The organism is Micromonospora sp. SH-82 (genome assembly GCF_051132485.1).
GTDB lineage: Bacteria > Actinomycetota > Actinomycetes > Mycobacteriales > Micromonosporaceae > Micromonospora.
The window spans coordinates 1,164,734-1,180,400 of record NZ_CP148049.1 but is presented as its reverse complement, the minus strand read 5'-3'; the positions used below and the strand labels follow the sequence as shown (position 1 = coordinate 1,180,400).

General features: G+C 72.1%; 13 protein-coding genes. 7 read left to right on the top strand and 6 right to left on the bottom strand.

Annotated elements, in window-relative coordinates:
- Positions 1–5 precede the first annotated feature (5 nt).
- From WHN02_RS05460 to dnaK, 5 genes are all read right to left on the bottom strand, one after another.
- Positions 6–407 carry a hypothetical protein gene (locus tag WHN02_RS05460; RefSeq protein WP_434742343.1) on the bottom strand — a complete coding sequence of 134 codons (402 nt, stop codon included), beginning with the start codon at positions 405–407 and terminating at the stop codon, positions 6–8.
- A gap of 129 nt (positions 408–536) precedes the next feature.
- Complete coding sequence (locus tag WHN02_RS05455; protein WP_434743826.1) at positions 537–923, bottom strand: heat shock protein transcriptional repressor HspR; 387 nt, start codon at positions 921–923, stop codon at positions 537–539.
- A 91-nt stretch (positions 924–1,014) separates the two neighbouring features.
- The gene (gene dnaJ, locus WHN02_RS05450) at positions 1,015–2,202 is read right to left on the bottom strand and encodes a molecular chaperone DnaJ (RefSeq protein ID WP_434742342.1); all 1,188 of its coding nucleotides are present in this window, start codon (positions 2,200–2,202) and stop codon (positions 1,015–1,017) included.
- Between the two features lie 79 nt (positions 2,203–2,281).
- Complete coding sequence (gene grpE / locus WHN02_RS05445) at positions 2,282–3,034, bottom strand: nucleotide exchange factor GrpE (protein ID WP_434742341.1); 753 nt, start codon at positions 3,032–3,034, stop codon at positions 2,282–2,284.
- Positions 3,035–3,082: 48 nt separating this feature from the next.
- Positions 3,083–4,981, bottom strand: a complete 1,899-nt coding sequence (gene dnaK, locus WHN02_RS05440; RefSeq protein ID WP_434742340.1) for a molecular chaperone DnaK — start codon at positions 4,979–4,981, stop codon at positions 3,083–3,085.
- A gap of 196 nt (positions 4,982–5,177) precedes the next feature.
- On the opposite strand from dnaK, the gene WHN02_RS05435 reads away from it, so the two are divergent.
- From WHN02_RS05435 to WHN02_RS05425, 3 genes are all read left to right on the top strand, one after another.
- Positions 5,178–7,091, top strand: coding sequence for an ABC transporter (locus WHN02_RS05435; RefSeq protein ID WP_434742339.1), 1,914 nt, complete (start codon positions 5,178–5,180; stop codon positions 7,089–7,091).
- Between the two features lie 37 nt (positions 7,092–7,128).
- The gene (locus WHN02_RS05430) at positions 7,129–8,829 is read left to right on the top strand and encodes a GTPase (protein ID WP_434742338.1); all 1,701 of its coding nucleotides are present in this window, start codon (positions 7,129–7,131) and stop codon (positions 8,827–8,829) included.
- Between the two features lie 74 nt (positions 8,830–8,903).
- Positions 8,904–10,127, top strand: a complete 1,224-nt coding sequence (locus WHN02_RS05425) for a hypothetical protein (protein WP_434742337.1) — start codon at positions 8,904–8,906, stop codon at positions 10,125–10,127.
- 69 nt (positions 10,128–10,196) lie between these two features.
- Here the strand turns inward: WHN02_RS05425 and WHN02_RS05420 are convergent, their stop codons facing one another.
- On the bottom strand, positions 10,197–10,889 hold the full coding sequence (locus tag WHN02_RS05420) for a hypothetical protein (protein WP_434742336.1): 693 nt from the start codon (positions 10,887–10,889) through the stop codon (positions 10,197–10,199).
- Positions 10,890–11,356: 467 nt separating this feature from the next.
- On the opposite strand from WHN02_RS05420, the gene pdhA reads away from it, so the two are divergent.
- The 4 genes from pdhA to WHN02_RS05400 all read left to right on the top strand — a co-directional run bounded on the left by pdhA (position 11,357) and on the right by WHN02_RS05400 (position 15,424).
- Entirely contained in the window at positions 11,357–12,550 is a 1,194-nt protein-coding gene (pdhA, locus tag WHN02_RS05415) for a pyruvate dehydrogenase (acetyl-transferring) E1 component subunit alpha (RefSeq protein ID WP_434742335.1), read from the top strand.
- On the top strand, positions 12,550–13,539 hold the full coding sequence (locus tag WHN02_RS05410; protein WP_434742334.1) for an alpha-ketoacid dehydrogenase subunit beta: 990 nt from the start codon (positions 12,550–12,552) through the stop codon (positions 13,537–13,539). Before pdhA ends, WHN02_RS05410 begins: the two co-directional genes overlap by 1 nt.
- Positions 13,536–15,041, top strand: coding sequence for a dihydrolipoamide acetyltransferase family protein (locus tag WHN02_RS05405; RefSeq protein ID WP_434742333.1), 1,506 nt, complete (start codon positions 13,536–13,538; stop codon positions 15,039–15,041). Before WHN02_RS05410 ends, WHN02_RS05405 begins: the two co-directional genes overlap by 4 nt.
- Positions 15,042–15,286: 245 nt before the next feature.
- On the top strand, positions 15,287–15,424 hold the full coding sequence (locus tag WHN02_RS05400; RefSeq protein ID WP_350898103.1) for a hypothetical protein: 138 nt from the start codon (positions 15,287–15,289) through the stop codon (positions 15,422–15,424).
- Positions 15,425–15,667 lie beyond the last annotated feature (243 nt).

The window sequence follows — 15,667 nt, the reverse complement described above, 5'->3', positions numbered from 1 at the left end:
CCGACCTACTGCTCGGCTCGGCCCGCCGGTCGCGCCCGTTCGTCGCTGCGGCCCGCCGGTGCCCGGTTGGCCGTCGGGGCCCTGTCGATCGGGGACCGGTTCAGCTGTCGACCCCGGTCGCCGGGGCCGTCACCCCGGGAACCGGTTGCCGTCCGGCCCGGCTCCGAGCCGACGGACTTCCCGACCGGAGCGGATGCGGTGGACCCGCCCGCCGTGGCAGCCCGGTCGGAGCCGGTGGGCCGGTCGGACGCCGTGGGGCGGTCGGCTTCTCGGGCCGGTTCGGGTCGGGGCCGTCGGTTGGCGAAGCGGTCGTCGCTGATCCGGTCGAACTTCTGCCGGATCGTCTCGGCGACCTGGTCGAGCCGCTCCTCGGCCTCCTGCGCCACCCGCTTGGCAGACTTGACCACGGTTCCCCCTCGCCGAGCGATTAGCCCGAATTTGTGCCATTAAGCCCGATACGAGGGTATACGGAACGGCCCGGTCCGCGCCGGAGAATCGGCGGACCGGGCCGGCGTACGACCGACGGGGTGGCGAGGTCAGCGCTCCGGCTGCCGCCGGGGCCGCCACACCACAAGCGCGGTCGAGGTCTGCGTGGTCTGGACCAGGTCACGCCCGGGGAACCGGGCCAACATCTCCAGCTCCGCCACCCGGCGGTACGCGGCGTCCAACTCCGCCTCCAGCCGGGCCGCCCGCTGCTGCGCCTGGTCCAGGAGTTGCTCCAGACCGATGATCCGTTTGATCCCGGCGAGGTTCACCCCGTCGTCCTGGCTGAGGCGCTGCACCTCACGCAGCAGCACCACGTCCCGGACGCTGTACCGCCGACCGCCACCGGCGGCCCGGCCCGGCTGCACCAGCCCCAACCTGTCGTACTGCCGCAGGGTCTGGGGATGCATCCCGGCCATCCGCGCCGCGACCGAGATCATCAGTACCTTGGCGTCGTAGGCAGGATCGTCCGAACCGGCGTACTCGTTCGACGTCACCGCGCTCACCTCCGCGTGCACCAACCACCATGGCTCATCCGTTGCGACGTACCCGGACGTCGAGATGTTCCCGGGCAGCCGAGGGCGTCTGCTCGTCGAACGCCTGCAACGCCTCCCTCGCGGTGTCGGAGACCGTCGCCGGCACCACCACGTCCAGGGTCACCAGCAGGTCACCGGCGGGTCCGTCCCGGCGGGCGACCCCTTTGCCCCGGGCCCGCAGGACCCGTCCGCTCGGGGTACCCGGCGGAACCCGCAGGGTCACCGCCCCGTCCAGGGTCGGCACCCGGAGATCCGTACCGAGGACCGCCTCGGGGAACGTGATCGGCACGGTCAGGGTCAGGTCGTCCCCGGTGCGGCCGAACAGGTCGTCCGGGCGGACCTTCACGTGCACGAAGAGGTCACCGGGGGAACCGCCCCGCTCCCCGGGCTCGCCCCGACCGGTCAACCGGATCCGCTGGCCGTCGGCGACCCCGGCGGGGAACCGGACGTTCAGGGTCCTGGTCTTCGTCACCCCGCCGGTGCCCCGGCACTCCGGGCACTTCTCGTCGACCACAGTGCCGACGCCCTGACAGTTGCGGCACGGCTCGGAGAAGGCGAACGCGCCCTGGTTCCGGGTGGTCACCCCGGCACCGTGGCAGACCTGACAGGGCCGTGGCTGGGTGCCGGGCTTGGCTCCGTCGCCACCACAGGTGTCACAGACCCCCGGGGCGCGCAGGGACAGCGGGAGCGTCACCCCGCGTACGGCGTCGGTGAAGTCCAACGCCACCTCGGCCTCGACGTCGCGTCCCCGGGTCGGACCGGCCGCCCGACCCGTTCCACCACCGGCACCGCCGGAGAAGATCGAGCTGAACAGGTCGGAGAAGTTCCCTCCCCCGAAACGCCTGTCACCGGCACCGGCGCCGCCGGCCGCCTGACCGAACAGGTCGGAGACGTCGAACGGCGCCCCGCCCTGACCGGTCCGGGCACCACGCCGGAACGCGCCGGAGCCGAACAACGAGCGCATCTCGTCGTACTCCCGGCGGCGTGCGGGGTCGGAGAGCACGTTGTACGCCTCGGACGCGGCCTTGAACCGTTCCTCGGCCCTCGGATCACCCGGGTTGTGGTCCGGGTGCGACTCGCGGGCCAGTTTCCGGTACGCCTTCTTGATCTCATCCGAGGAGGCGGACTTGTCCACACCGAGTACGGCGTAGAAGTCCTTCTCGATCCAGTCCTTGGAACTCAACCGTCCACCCCCTGCCAGACGTGACCCGGCCGTCCCGCCCGTCTGTCGACGGACGGGACGACCCGGCCACGGATTCGTACTATTCCGGGTCGGCGACAGCGACCATCGCCGGTCGCAGCAGCCGCTCGCCGAGCAGGTAGCCCCGGCGCATGACCTGGACGCAGGTCGGTTCGGTGACGTCGGCGGAGGTCTGGTGCGCGACCGCCTCGTGCCGGGTCGGGTCGAACGCGTCGCCCTGCTCACCGAAGGGCGTGAGCCCGAACTTGCCCACCGCCGTGGTGAGCTGTTCGGCGACGGTGCCGAACGGGCCGACCAGATCGCCGTGCTCGCGAGCCCGGTCCAGGTCGTCGAGGATCGGCAGGAGCGCGGCCAGCACGGAGCCGGTCGCCTGTTCCTGGACCACCGAACGGTCCCGGTCCACCCGCTTGCGGTAGTTGGCGTACTCCGCCGTCACCCGTTGCAGGTCCCGGGTCCGCTCGTCCAGGTCGGAGCGGAGCGCCTCCAGTTCCGCACCGAGCGGCGCGGCGGACTCCGTCGACTCCGCCGGCTTGGCGCTCTCGACCGGCTCGGCCGGAGCGTCCACCACCGCCGGACCGGCGGGGGCCACCTCGACCTCGATCTCGTCGACGACGACCTCGGCCTCCTCGACGAGACCCTCGGCCGGGGCCTCGGCGGCCGCGTCGGCCGCCACCGGCTCCACCGTCTCGCTGATCTTGCGATTGTTCCGGACGACGACCCGCGGCTGATCTTCGGCGGCGTGCTTGCCAGGCGCGGAGCCACCCGACCCCGAACCGGTCTCCTCCGGGTCGGCGGCTCGTGGCTTCTCCGTCATGGGGTCACCTCGATCCTTGTGCGATGAGTTCGGGTCGGGGACGGCCTGTCACTTCTTGTCCTCGTCCACGATCTCGGCGTCGACCACGTCGTCCGGGCCACCGGCGGGCTTGGTGCCACCGGCCGCACCGGCCGCACCGGTCGGACCACCAGCACCGGCGGGACCGGCCCCGGGGTCGCCCGCACCCGCACCGGGCTGCTCGCCCTGCTCGCCCTGCTGGGCGTAGAGCAGCGAACCGGCCTGCTGGGAGACCTGCGCCAACCGCTCGTGCGCCGACTTGATCTTCTCGATGTCGGTGCCGCCGAGGGCGCCACGCAGCTCACCGAGGGCCTCGTTGAGCTGGTCGCGGTTCTCCGAGGGGAGCTTGTCGCCACTCTCGGCGAGGAACTTCTCGGTCTGCCACTGGAGCGCCTCGGCCACGTTGCGGGTCTCGGCCTCCTCGCGGCGACGCTTGTCCTCCTCCGCGTGCTCCTCGGCGTCCCGACGCATCCGCTCGATGTCGTCCTTCGGCAGCGAGGAGCCGCCGGTGATGGTCATCTTCTGTTCCTTGCCGGTGCCCAGGTCCTTGGCGTGCACGTTGACGATGCCGTTGGCGTCGATGTCGAAGGTGACCTCGATCTGCGGCACGCCGCGCGGCGCGGGCGGGAGACCGGTCAGCTCGAAGGTGCCGAGCTTCTTGTTGTACGCCGCGATGTCCCGCTCACCCTGGAAGACCTGGATCAGCACCGAGGGCTGGTTGTCGTCGGCGGTGCTGAACACCTCGGAGCGCTTGGTGGGGATCGTGGTGTTGCGCTCGATCAGCTTGGTGAAGATGCCGCCCTTGGTCTCGATGCCCAGGCTCAGCGGGGTCACGTCGAGCAGCAGGACGTCCTTGACCTCGCCCTTGAGGACACCGGCCTGCAGGGCGGCACCGACGGCGACGACCTCGTCCGGGTTGACGCCCTTGTTGGGCTCCTTGCCGGTGAGCTGCTTGACCAGGTCGGTCACGGCGGGCATCCGGGTCGAGCCACCGACCAGGATGACGTGGTCGACGCTGGCCAGCTTGATCCCGGCGTCCTTGATCGCCTGCTCGAACGGGCCCTTGCAGCGGTCCAGCAGGTCCTGCGTCATCCGCTGGAACTCGGCCCGGCTGAGCGTCACGTCCAGGTGCAGCGGACCGGCCGAACCGGCGGTGATGTACGGCAGGTTGATGTTGGTGGTGGTGGCCGCAGACAGCTCGATCTTGGCCTTCTCGGCGGCCTCACGCAGCCGCTGGAGGGCCATCTTGTCCTGGCCGAGGTCGATCCCGTGCTCACCCCGGAAGGTCTTGACCAGGTGGTCGATGACCCGCTGGTCCCAGTCGTCACCACCGAGGTTGTTGTCACCGCTGGTCGACTTGACCTCGATGACCCCCTCGGCCAGCTCCAGCAGGGACACGTCGAACGTGCCACCACCCAGGTCGAAGACCAGGACGGTCTGCTCCTTGGAGCCCTTGTCCAGCCCGTACGCCAGGGCGGCGGCGGTCGGCTCGTTGACGATCCGCAGCACGTTGAAGCCGGCGATCTCGCCGGCCTCCTTGGTGGCCTGACGCTGACCGTCGTTGAAGTAGGCGGGGACGGTGATGACCGCGTCGGTGATCTGCTCGCCCAGGTACGCCTCGGCGTCCCGCTTGAGCTTCATCAGCGTCCGGGCCGAGATCTCCTGCGGGGTGTACTTCTTGTCGTCGATGTCGACGGCCCAGTTGGTGCCGATCTCCCGCTTGACCGACCGGATGGTCCGGTCCGGGTTCGTCACCGCCTGGCGCTTGGCGACCTCACCGACGAGAACCTCACCGTTGCGGGCGAACGCGACGATCGACGGGGTCGTCCGCGAGCCCTCAGCGTTGGCGATGACGGTGGGCTCACCGCCCTCGAGAACGCTGACGCAGGAGTTCGTCGTGCCGAGGTCGATACCGACCGCACGTGCCATCTTCGCTTCCTCGCTTCTACCGTTGGGGCTGGCGGGGGCCCCGACCGGAGCGGACCCACCACAAGTTGAGTGACTGTGACTCAATAGTGCCACGCCACCGCCGGACGTCAAATCGGACTTGAGCGGACCCGACGCAACTTCACGTTCGGGCACCCTGCTGTTGTCTTCCGTTGCATCGGTCGGGCACGCTTTAGCGGTGATCCCGCATGGCGAGTCCGCCACCCCTACCGGCGTGCCCACCGTCGCGGCCGACGCAGGGCGACCGGGCGACGGGCCGGACCGGTCGGATCACCCACAGGACCCACCCGCGCCCACTCCCGCCCCCTCGGACCCGGCGCGGAGTGAGACGGATCACCCCCCGACCCCGGAGCCCACCGACGGCGACGGGCTGCCCCCGGCACTCGCCGGGCTCCGTTCCGTGCTCGACGGCGCCCGGTTCCCCCTGGAACTGCCCTCGGCGAGCCCGGCCCGGCGTACCGCGACCGCCCTGGTCAACCAGCTCGACGACTACCTCCTACCCCGGTTGGCCCAGCTCGACGCCCCGTTGCTGGTGGTCGTCGGCGGCTCCACCGGAGCGGGCAAGTCCACACTGGTCAACAGCCTGGTGCAGGCCCGGGTCAGCGCTGCCGGGGTGCTGCGGCCCACCACCCGGTCCCCGGTGCTGGTGTGCAACCCGGCCGACTCGGCCTGGTTCCGCCAGGGCGACCTCCTGCCCGGCCTGACGCGTACCAACGAGCCCAGCGAGGACCCGGGGACACTGCAACTGGTGAACGCCCCGGCCCTCCCTCCGGGGTTGGCCTTCCTCGACGCGCCGGACATCGACTCGGTGGTCGACGCCAACCGGAACCTGGCCGGTCAGCTCCTCTCCGCCGCCGACCTCTGGCTCTTCGTCACCACCGCCGCCCGGTACGCCGACGCGGTCCCCTGGGAGCTGCTGCGGACCGCCCAGGCCCGGGGCACCGTGATCGTCATGGTGCTGGACCGGGTGCCGCCGGAGGCGATCGACGAGGTCGCCGCCCACCTGTCGGAGATGCTCGCCGAACAGGACCTCGGGTCGGCGCCCCTGTTCGTCCTGCCGGAGACCCAGGTCGACGGGCAGGGCATGCTCCCGGACTGGGCCACCCTGCCGATGGCCACCTGGTTCAGTCGGCTGGCCGCCGACGCCGACGCCCGGACGGCGGTGATCCGACAGACGCTCGACGGCGCCTTGGCCGCCCTCCTGCCCACCCTCGAAGAACTCGCCGCCGCCGCCGACGAGCAGACCGCCGCCGCCGAGGCGCTGGACGAGCGGGTACGCGCGGCGTACCGCAGCGGGCACCGCACCGTCGAGCAGGGGCTCCGTGACGGTCGACTGCTCCGGGGCGAGGTGTTGGCCCGCTGGCAGGAGTTCGTCGGGACCGGGGAGTTCTTCCGCAGCCTGGAGGCCCGGATCGGGCGGCTGCGGGACCGGCTCGTCGCCACTGTCACCCGCCGCCCGGCGCCCGCCACCGAACTCCGGACCGCCATCGAGTCCCAACTGGTCACGCTCCTGCGCGGGGTGGCCGCCGAGGCGGCCGAGAATGCGTACACCGGGTGTCGGGCCCATCCCGCCGGGGCGGAACTCTTCCCCGCCGAGCTGGCCCACCCCTCCGACGACCTGCCCGAACGCGCCGAACGTCTGGTCCGGGACTGGCAACGGGGGGTCCTGGAGCTGGTCCGCGCCGAGGGCGGCGACAAGCGGTTCGTGGCGCGGACCGCCGCGTACGCGGTGAACGCCACCGGGCTGGCCGTGATGATCGCGGTCTTCGCCTCGACGGCGTTCATCCCCACCGGGGCGGAGGTGGCCACCGGAGCCGGCACCACCGTCGCCGCCCAGGCCGTCCTCCAGGCGATCTTCGGCGACCAGGCGGTACGGACCCTGGCCGCCAAGGCGCGGGCCGACCTGCTCAAGCGGGTCCGTACCCTCCTCGACGAGGAGGCGGCGCGCTTCCTGACGCGCACCGAGCAGGCCCGCCCGGAGCCGGCCACCGCCGCCGAGCTTCGCGGCGCGGCAGCCTGGGTGGAGGTCACCCGTCGGCACAGCGGACTGGTCGAGGCGGCGCCGACCCCCACCGAGGGCACCGGCACGTGAACCGGACAGCCGCCGACGAGAACGGAAGGTAGTTCCCTTGACGGGCATCGTGGGTCGGGTACGGGACGCGCTCCGGGGTGACCAGCGGGTCGACGCCGACGAGCTGGTCGGTCGCCTGGACCGGATCCGGCACTTCCTCCGGGTGGTCGACGGTCACCTGCCGGACGCCCGACTGGTGTCCGCACACACGCTCGTGGAGCGGGCCGGAACCCGGTTGGCGCTCTCCCGCGACCACACGGTCGTCGCCCTGGCCGGGGCGACCGGGAGCGGGAAGTCCAGCCTGTTCAACGCCCTCGCCCGGATGGACCTCTCCCCGGTGGGGGTGCGTCGACCCACCACGGGGGTGGCGCACGCCTGCGTGTGGGGGCCGCTGGACGGGGCCAACCGGCTGCTCGACTGGGTGGGCGTACTGCCCCGGCACCGGTTCGTGCGGGAGAGCGCCCTCGACGGTGACGACGAGACCGCCCTGCACGGGCTGGTCCTGCTCGACCTGCCCGACTTCGACTCGGTGCAGCGGTCGCACCAGCTGGAGGTGGACCGGCTCCTCGGCCTGGTCGACCTGGTGGTCTGGGTGGTCGACCCGCAGAAGTACGCCGACCGCGTGATCCACTCCGGGTACCTCAGCGAGTTCCACAGGCACCGGGACGTGACGGTGGTGGTGCTCAACCAGGCCGACCGGCTGCCCGGACACGAACTGCCCCGGGTCCTCGACGACCTGCGCCGCCTCCTCGACCGGGACGGTCTGGGCGGGGTGCCACTGCTGCCCACCACCGCCATCGACCCGGACGGCATGGTCGGGTTGCGGGAGGTGTTGGAGCGTACCGTCGCCGAACGGCAGGCGGTGCTGCGTCGCCTCGCCGGTGACGCGGACACCGTGGTCGCCGGGCTCGACGAGTTGGTCGGCACGGCGACCTCGCGGACCGGGCCGGACCCGGCGGCGACCCGTGCCCTGACCGGCGCGCTCGCCGGGGCGGCCGGGGTCCCGGCGGTGACCGAGGCGGTCCGGCAGGCGTACCGGCGACGGGCCGCGCTGGCCACCGGATGGCCGGTGGTGCGGGGCTGGCGACGGCTGCGACCGGACCCGCTCAACCGGCTGCACCTGCCCGGGACGGGCGGTACCGCCGCTGTCGATCCGCAGGCCGGGACCGACGACCGCAAGCTGCTCGCGGCGACCTCGGTCCCGGAGGCGACCGCCGCCCAACGGTCGGCGCTGGGGCTGGCGATCCGCACCGTCGCCGACCGGTCCGCCGAGGGGATGCCGGAGGGCTGGTCGACTGCGGTGACCGCGGCTGCCCGGTCCCGCCTGGCCGACCTGCCGGACGGACTGGACCGGGCCGTCGCCGGCACCGACCTGGGCGTCCCCGAGCGGCCGGTGTGGTGGCGGCTGATCGGCGGGGTGCAGTGGCTGGTCACCGTCGCCGCCGTCGCCGGGCTGGGCTGGCTGGTGCTCGGGTACGCGCTGCGGGTGCTCGGTCTGCCCCCGCCGGAGGGTCCGCAACTCGGTCAGGTGCCCCTGCCCACCGCGCTCCTGCTCGGGGGGCTCCTCGCCGGGCTGCTGTTGACGGCGGTCACCGGTCCGGTGGTGCGCTGGGCCGCCGAACGGGTCCGCCGACGGGCCGACCAGCGGCTCACCGCAGCCGTCGGGGAGGTCGGCGAGGAGTACGTGCTGACCCCGGTACGGGCCGTCCTCACCGCGTACGAGGAGGCGGGCTCGGCGTTGCGGGCCGCCCGCCGGTGACCGGGCCGGTGGTGTCGGGGCGGGGCGGGTTCGCAACTGGTGTCGCCGGGCCGGTGTGGGCGTAGGGTCTGGACATGGCCACGCCCAAGACCCCCTACGACGCGGTACTGCATGCCGCCCGCGACGTGACCAGGCTGGACTGCGCTCTCGACGCCGAGATGCTCGGCACCGCCCTGCTCGGCAGCGTGTACGCGATCGCCGAAACCGACCGGAACACCGCCGTACGCGAGTTCGTGACCGGATTCCTGGCCGCCACCGCGCGTCGCCGGACCTCCGCGGCGACCACCATCCGCTCGGTCTTCGCCGCTCTCGTGCCGGATGCCGAGGGGGCGGCCCGGGTCCGTCCCGGAGCCCAGGCACCGACCTGGTCGGGGCAGCTCGGCCGGGTCCACCTCACCGGCACCTGGTCCTACGGCGACGTGTACGGCGACCAGACCTCCTACCTGGCGACCTTCGCGTACGACGAGGAGGGCGGTGGGCCGGAGCACGCCCTCGTCGCCCTCGTCGACCACAACATCGGCATCACCAAGGACGTCTTCGTCGGCAACCCGGCCGAGCCGATCGTGGCCCAGGTCCGCACGCTCTGCGGGGCCGACGAGTTGACCTGGTTCCGGGAGGAGGACCCGGCCCGGATGCGGGACGAGGTGACCCGGCACCTGGCGATCACCGACGACCTGGGAAACCTCCCCGCCGAGGGGTCGCTCGCCACCGACCGGGCGTTGGTCGGGGCACGGCTGGCCCTGCTGCCCGGCCGGGCCACCGAACCGCCCCCGACGGTGGAGCCGCCGACCGCCGACGAGCGCACCGAACTGGTCCGTCGGTTCCTCGGCGGGCCGGAGGCCGCCCGGTTCGGGCTGACCGACCTCGACGGCGACGAACTGGCCTCGTTGCACTTCTGTCTGAGCCTGGTGCTGGACCACGCGGCGGGCTTCCCGGACGCCGACCCGATGCGGTGGAGTCCGGCGGTGGCCGGGCTGTTCCTGCTCGACTGGGTGCACCGACGGGCGGTCCTGGACATGGACGACGCGGCGATGCTCCCCCGGGTGCTGCGGGCGTGGGCCGGACACGCCGGACGGCTTCGGGGCCTGCCGGAGTCGGCGCTCACCCAGACCGACACGGCGATCGAGGAGATGGTGCCGGAGTTCGCCAGGCTCTACTCGACGGGTGAGCGGCGGAGCCCGGCGACGGCTGCGGTGGCCCAGTTGATGGCCGACGGGGTCGACCCGGACGACCCGGCGGCGTTGGACGCCTGGATCGAGGCGAACCGGCACCGCCTCACCGACGAGGGCACCGGCTAGTCACCTCCGACGTCCCGGCTGGCCGGTTCCGACGAGGGGACGGGCTGGTCGTTTCCGGCGGGCATCGGGTCAACCGGTGCCCGCCGGTTCGGTTCCGGCGGGTTCGCTCGGTGCGGCGCTGTCGGCGTGGGTCGGTTCCACCAGTCTGGACGGTTCCGGCGCCGGTGCCGATCCGGTGGCTGTCGGTTCGGCGGTGGGTGTCGGAGTGGGGGGCGACGTCGGCCCGGAGGAGGGCACCGGCCCGGGGGACGGACTCGGTGACGGTGACGGCCGGGGTGTCCGCGTCGGTCGGGGCGCGGGGGTCCGCGTGGGGGGCGTGGGGGCCGGCAGCGCCCCGGGGTTCGGGGCGGGCCGGTCGGCGACGTCCGCGTCACCGGTGGGCGGGAGCGGCATGAGCGGGGTGCCGGCCGCCGACGGTGACTCTGGGACGAGGCTGGTCGGGGAGGTCTCGGGGCGGGCCGTGGTGGGCGCGGGTTGACTGGCCACCGGCATCGGGATCACCACCGGCCCGGCCGACGCAGGCGGGAGGAAGGGCGGGGCGCTCTCCGGGAGGGCGGTGCTGCCGACGGTCGCCGATCCGGTGCTGATCGCGGCGATCAGCGGCATCGAGGCGGTTCCGGCGAGCAGGGCGACGGTGAGCAGGTAGCCCCGGCTGGGGCCGGGGGTGCCGGGTGCCCGGTGCGCCCCCACCACCCGTCGGTAGCCGTCCGGACGTCGCCCGCCGCCCGGCGAGGCTCCGGATCTCCCACCTCGTACGGACACCGGGCTCTCCTCTTCTCTCCGGTCCCGTCACCAAACCGGAAGATTGCTCGTATTGCTGCCATTCGGCACCAATCAGCCTCCACCAGTGACGCTGAGTTGACCAGCCCCCTACCGCGTGTCGACACGCGGATCTTCCATCGACCACCTGACAAAGACCAGCAAATGTCGTAAAGGCGCCGGTAGATGAGTCTGTGGACGGACGTACTGTGGGCCGGCTCACCCTTTCTGCGAATATGGACACGACGGCGACGCAGCCGCGACCTCCGCGCACCGCGCGGAGGGCACGACTCGACGCCGGCGCCCCGAGCCGGGTTCGGCCATCCGAGCCTGACTCACGTCGCGCGGCAACCCCACCCGGGCCAGGCGCGGCGGCCAGGACCGCCCCCGGCAGCAGCTGGACCGGCGACACGAGTTGCGCGGCCGGGTGACCCCCCGCAGCCGACGCAGACGAGACAGGGGAGAGACGCATGGCACAGGGCGACCCCGGGGTCACCACCCGCAGCACCCGCGCCGCACCACGGTCCCGCAAGGGCGGCGGTACGAAGAAGGCCACCCCCGCCCAGACCGACCTGGTGCAGCTGCTCACCCCCGAGGGCGAGCGGATCGACGCCGTCACCGGCCCGGACGGCACCGAGTACCGCGTCGACTTCACCGACGACGAGTACCGCGGCCTCTACCGCGACCTCGTCCTCGTCCGCAAGCTGGACGCCGAGGCGACCGCCCTGCAACGCCAGGGTGAGCTGGGCCTGTGGGCGAGCCTGCTGGGGCAGGAGGCGGCCCAGGTCGGCTCCGGGCGGGCCCTGCGTACGCAGGACATGGCCTTCCCGACCTACCGCGAGCACGGGGTGCTCTACTGCCGGGGAATCGACCCGATCATGCCGCTCGGCCTGTTCCGCGGCGTCGACCAGGGCGGCTGGGACCCCAACGAGTTCAAGTTCAACATGTACACGATCGTCATCGGGGCACAGACCCTGCACGCGACCGGGTACGCCATGGGCGTCACCATGGACGGCAAGACCGGCTCCGACGACGGCGAGGCGGTCATCGCCTACTTCGGCGACGGCGCCACCAGCCAGGGCGACGTCAACGAGGCGTTCGTCTGGTCCAGCGTCTTCAACGCCCCGCTGGTCTTCTTCTGCCAGAACAACCAGTACGCCATCTCCGAGCCGCTGGAGCGGCAGACCCGCGTCCCGCTCTACCAGCGGGCGGCCGGGTTCGGCTTCCCCGGTGTCCGGGTCGACGGCAACGACGTCCTCGCCACGTACGCGGTCACCCGGCACGCGTTGGACAACGCCCGGCTCGGCCAGGGTCCCAGCCTCATCGAGGCGTACACGTACCGGATGGGGGCGCACACCACCTCCGACGACCCGACGCGCTACCGGATCGCCAGCGAGGTCGAGGCCTGGCAGGCCAAGGACCCGATCGCTCGGATGAAGGCGTTCCTGGACCGGCAGCAGCTCGCCGACGAGTCGTTCTTCGCCGAGGTCGACGAGCAGGCCCGGACCGAGGCCGTGCACCTGCGCGAGCGGGTGCTCGCCATGCCGGACCCGGAGCCGGTGACCATGTTCGACCACGTCTACCCCCACGGCTCGCCCGAACTCGACGCGCAGCGGGCGCAGTTCACGAAGTACCTGGAGTCGTTCGAGGGGAGTGCACACTGATGGCCACTGAGACGCTCACCCTCGGCAAGGCCCTCAACATCGGTCTGCGTCGCGCCCTGGAACACGACCCGAAGGTCGTCGTCATGGGCGAGGACGTCGGCAAGCTCGGCGGGGTCTTCCGGATCACCGACGGGCTGCAGAAGGACTTCGGCGACCAGCGGGTGATCGACACCCCGCTGGCCGAGTCCGGCATCATCGGCACCGCCGTCGGCCTGGCCGTCCGGGGGTACCGGCCGGTCTGCGAGATCCAGTTCGACGGTTTCGTCTACCCGGCGTACGACCAGATCGTGTCCCAGGTGGCGAAGATGCACTACCGCTCGCGGGGCAAGCTGAACATCCCGATGGTCATCCGGATCCCGTACGGGGGTGGGATCGGGGCGGTGGAGCACCACTCCGAGTCCCCGGAGGCGTACTTCGCCCACACCGCCGGACTGAAGGTGGTCACCTGCGCCAACCCGCAGGACGCGTACGTCATGATCCAGCAGGCGATCGCCTCGGACGACCCGATCGTCTTCCTCGAACCGAAGCGCCGGTACTGGGAGAAGGGGCAGGTCGACCTGGACGCCCCGCTGTCGCAGGCGGACCCGCTGCACGCCGCCCGGGTGGTCCGGCCCGGCACCGACGCGACAGTGCTGGCGTACGGGCCGATGGTCCGCACCTGCCTGGACGCGGCGACCGCCGCCGCCGAGGACGGCAGGGAGTTGGAGGTCGTCGACCTGCGCACCCTCTCCCCCCTGGACCTGACCGCCGTGTACGAGTCGGTCCGACGGACCGGCCGGGCAGTGGTGGTGCACGAGGCCCCGGGCAACCTGGGCCTGGGGGCGGAGGTCGCGGCCCGGATCACCGAGGAGTGCTTCTACTCGTTGGAGTCCCCGGTGCTGCGGGTGACCGGTTTCGATACCCCCTACCCGGCGGCCCGGGTGGAGGAGGAGTACCTTCCCGACCTCGACCGGGTGCTCGACGCCGTCGACCGCACCTTCGGCTGGTGAGCGACGTGTCCCGGATCAAGGAGTTCAACCTGCCCGACCTGGGTGAAGGGCTGACCGAGGGAGAGATCCTCGCCTGGTTGGTCAAGGTCGGCGACGTCATCGAGCTGAACCAGCCGATCGTCGAGGTGGAGACGGCCAAGGCGGCCGTGGAGATTCCGGCGAAGTGGGCCGGCCGGGTGCAGTCGATCTTCCACGCGGAAGGCACGACCGTCGAGGTCGGCGCCCCGATCATCGCGATCGACACCGACCCGGACGCCGGGCCGGTCGAGGAGCCCGCAGCGACCCCGTCCACGGCGGCGGTCGAGGTGGCCCCGAGCGAGGGTGCCGTGGAACCGGGCCTGATCGGTGGCCCCGCCCCGGGTGGACGGACGGCGGTCCTGGTGGGCTACGGCCCCCGGACCACCGCTGCCACCCGTCGCCCCCGCAAGGCCACCGCCCCGCCCCCGGCGGTTCCGGCGGTTCCGGCGGTTCCGGCCGTCCCGACGACGCCGGCGGTTCCGGCTGCCACCTCGGTTCCGACCGCGCCGGCTGCCCCGGCGGTGCCCGCCGCCCGGGTCACGCCCGTCTCTCCGGCCACGGCGACGGCCTCCACGTCGGTGAACGGCAACGGCCGTCACGTCGGTGGGGTGGTGCTGGCCAAGCCGCCGGTACGCAAGCTCGCCCGGGATCTCGGCGTCGACCTGGCCGGGCTGACCGGCTCCGGTCCACTGGGCTCGATCACCCGTGCGGACGTACAACAGGCGGCGACGACCACCACGGCCGCCGAGCCGTCGGCGGCGGCTCCGGGGGCGAGCCTCGGTGCGGACCGTGAGCAGCGCATCCCGGTCAAGGGGGTACGCAGGCTCACCGCGGAGAACATGGTCCGTTCGGCGTTCACCGCACCCCACGTGACGGAGTTCCTGACCGTCGACGTGACCCGGTCGATGAAGGCGTTGGAGCGGCTTCGCGGTCGGCGGGAGTGGCGTGAGGTCCGGGTGTCGCCGTTGCTGCTGGTCGCGAAGGCGGTGCTGCTCGCCGTCCGGCGGCACCCGTTGGTCAACTCGACCTGGACCGGCGACGAGATCGTGGTCAAGGACTACGTCAACCTGGGGATCGCGGCGGCCACCGAGCGGGGCCTGATCGTGCCGAACATCAAGGACGCCGGGCGGTTGAGTCTGCGGGAGTTGGCCGACGAGTTGACCGGATTGGTGCAGACGGCGAAGGCCGGGCGGACCTCCCCGGCCCAGATGAGCGGCGGCACGCTGACCATCACCAACGTCGGGGTGTTCGGGGTGGACACCGGTACGCCGATCCTGCCGCCCGGGGAGTCGGCGATCCTCGCCTTCGGTTCGGTACGCCCGATGCCGTGGGTGCACCGGGGGAAGGTGAAGCCGCGCCAGGTGACCACCCTCGCCCTCTCCTTCGACCACCGGATCATCGACGGTGAGCTGGGTTCGACGTTCCTGCGGGACGTGGGCGAGTTCCTCACCGACCCGGAGGCGGCCCTGCTGGCCTGGACCTGACCGTTTCGTCCCACCTGCCACGGCCGGTGTGCCCGGGTTGCCCCCGGAGCGCACCGGCCGTGTCCGTGTCAGCACCGGGTGCACTGTGGCCGCCACCACAATCTTCAGCCTTAACGGTGGCTAACTTACGATCCTTAGGCAGGTGTCTCAGCTCACCTAATAATCAATGGCGATCAACCAGGTCTCCGCGCTTCAATAGAACCAACGACGGGACGACAACCGAATAGCCAGGAGGAGAGAGACCCATGAGCATGATCAAGCGAATCCGTGACCGCCGCGACGCCAACCGCCGCGCCCGTGCCATCGAGCACGCGCTGCGCAGCGTGAACTCGCCCTCGGTGCGCAACGAGATCCTCGCGATCGCCCAGCGTCACGGCGGCTGACGCCGACGCCCCTCTCGCGCAGCCTCCAGCAGAGCGACGGACCCGCCTGAACCATCAGGCGGGTCTTCGACGTTCGTGCCTCTGGCACCGGCATTCCACACCGCTGCGCCGCCCGGTACGGTGGTTCTCGGTCGCCACGACGGCCGACGAGCCGGATCGAGCCGATAGAAGCCCCTCGAAACGGCCCGGCAACGGGGAGTGACGGCCCGATGCTCCCAGGCTGCCACGGGCGGCCACCGGTTA